At 47.8% G+C, this 450-nt stretch carries 1 protein-coding gene; it reads right to left on the reverse strand.

All coding sequences use genetic code 11. The features are described 5' to 3' along the window. On the reverse strand, nucleotides 1-350 hold a 350-nt coding region (locus tag BRO54_RS18950), incomplete at its 3' end, for a DUF4277 domain-containing protein (RefSeq protein ID WP_139268122.1). Nucleotides 351-450 lie beyond the last annotated feature (100 nt).

Here is a 450-nt window from a genome sequence, read left to right on the forward strand (position 1 = left end):
AGATAAATATGAATCAAGCAAGTGCTGATGACGTTGTGAATGCCAGCCTCATACAGGCGATCGAGATGACGGGCCAACGCATCGTCGTTCAACCAGGAAGGATGGAGATCGGGACGGATGAGTTTCTCACAATCGACCTCCTGAGCCCAATGTTCCAAGTGAACAAGGGCTTGCCGGCCGTCAAACACATTGTAGAGGATGGCCTGAACGGCATCGCTGACTCGCGTTTGGCACTGCGGATCGACGGGCACGAGATGGTCAATCAATTGAGGCAGACCCAGTTTCTTGAATAGGGCACTTATTATATTCAAATAAGAATTGCGATAGACCTTTTTGACTTGAACGTTCATAAGAGAAAAACTCCTTTACGTTCCTTGTGTGTCAAGGATTCATTCGACATCGGAACGAAAAAATCCTCCCGATTTTCGTCGAGAGGGTGCGAAATGTGAG

The sequence above is a fragment of the Geobacillus proteiniphilus genome, assembly GCF_001908025.1.
Lineage (GTDB): Bacteria > Bacillota > Bacilli > Bacillales > Anoxybacillaceae > Geobacillus > Geobacillus proteiniphilus.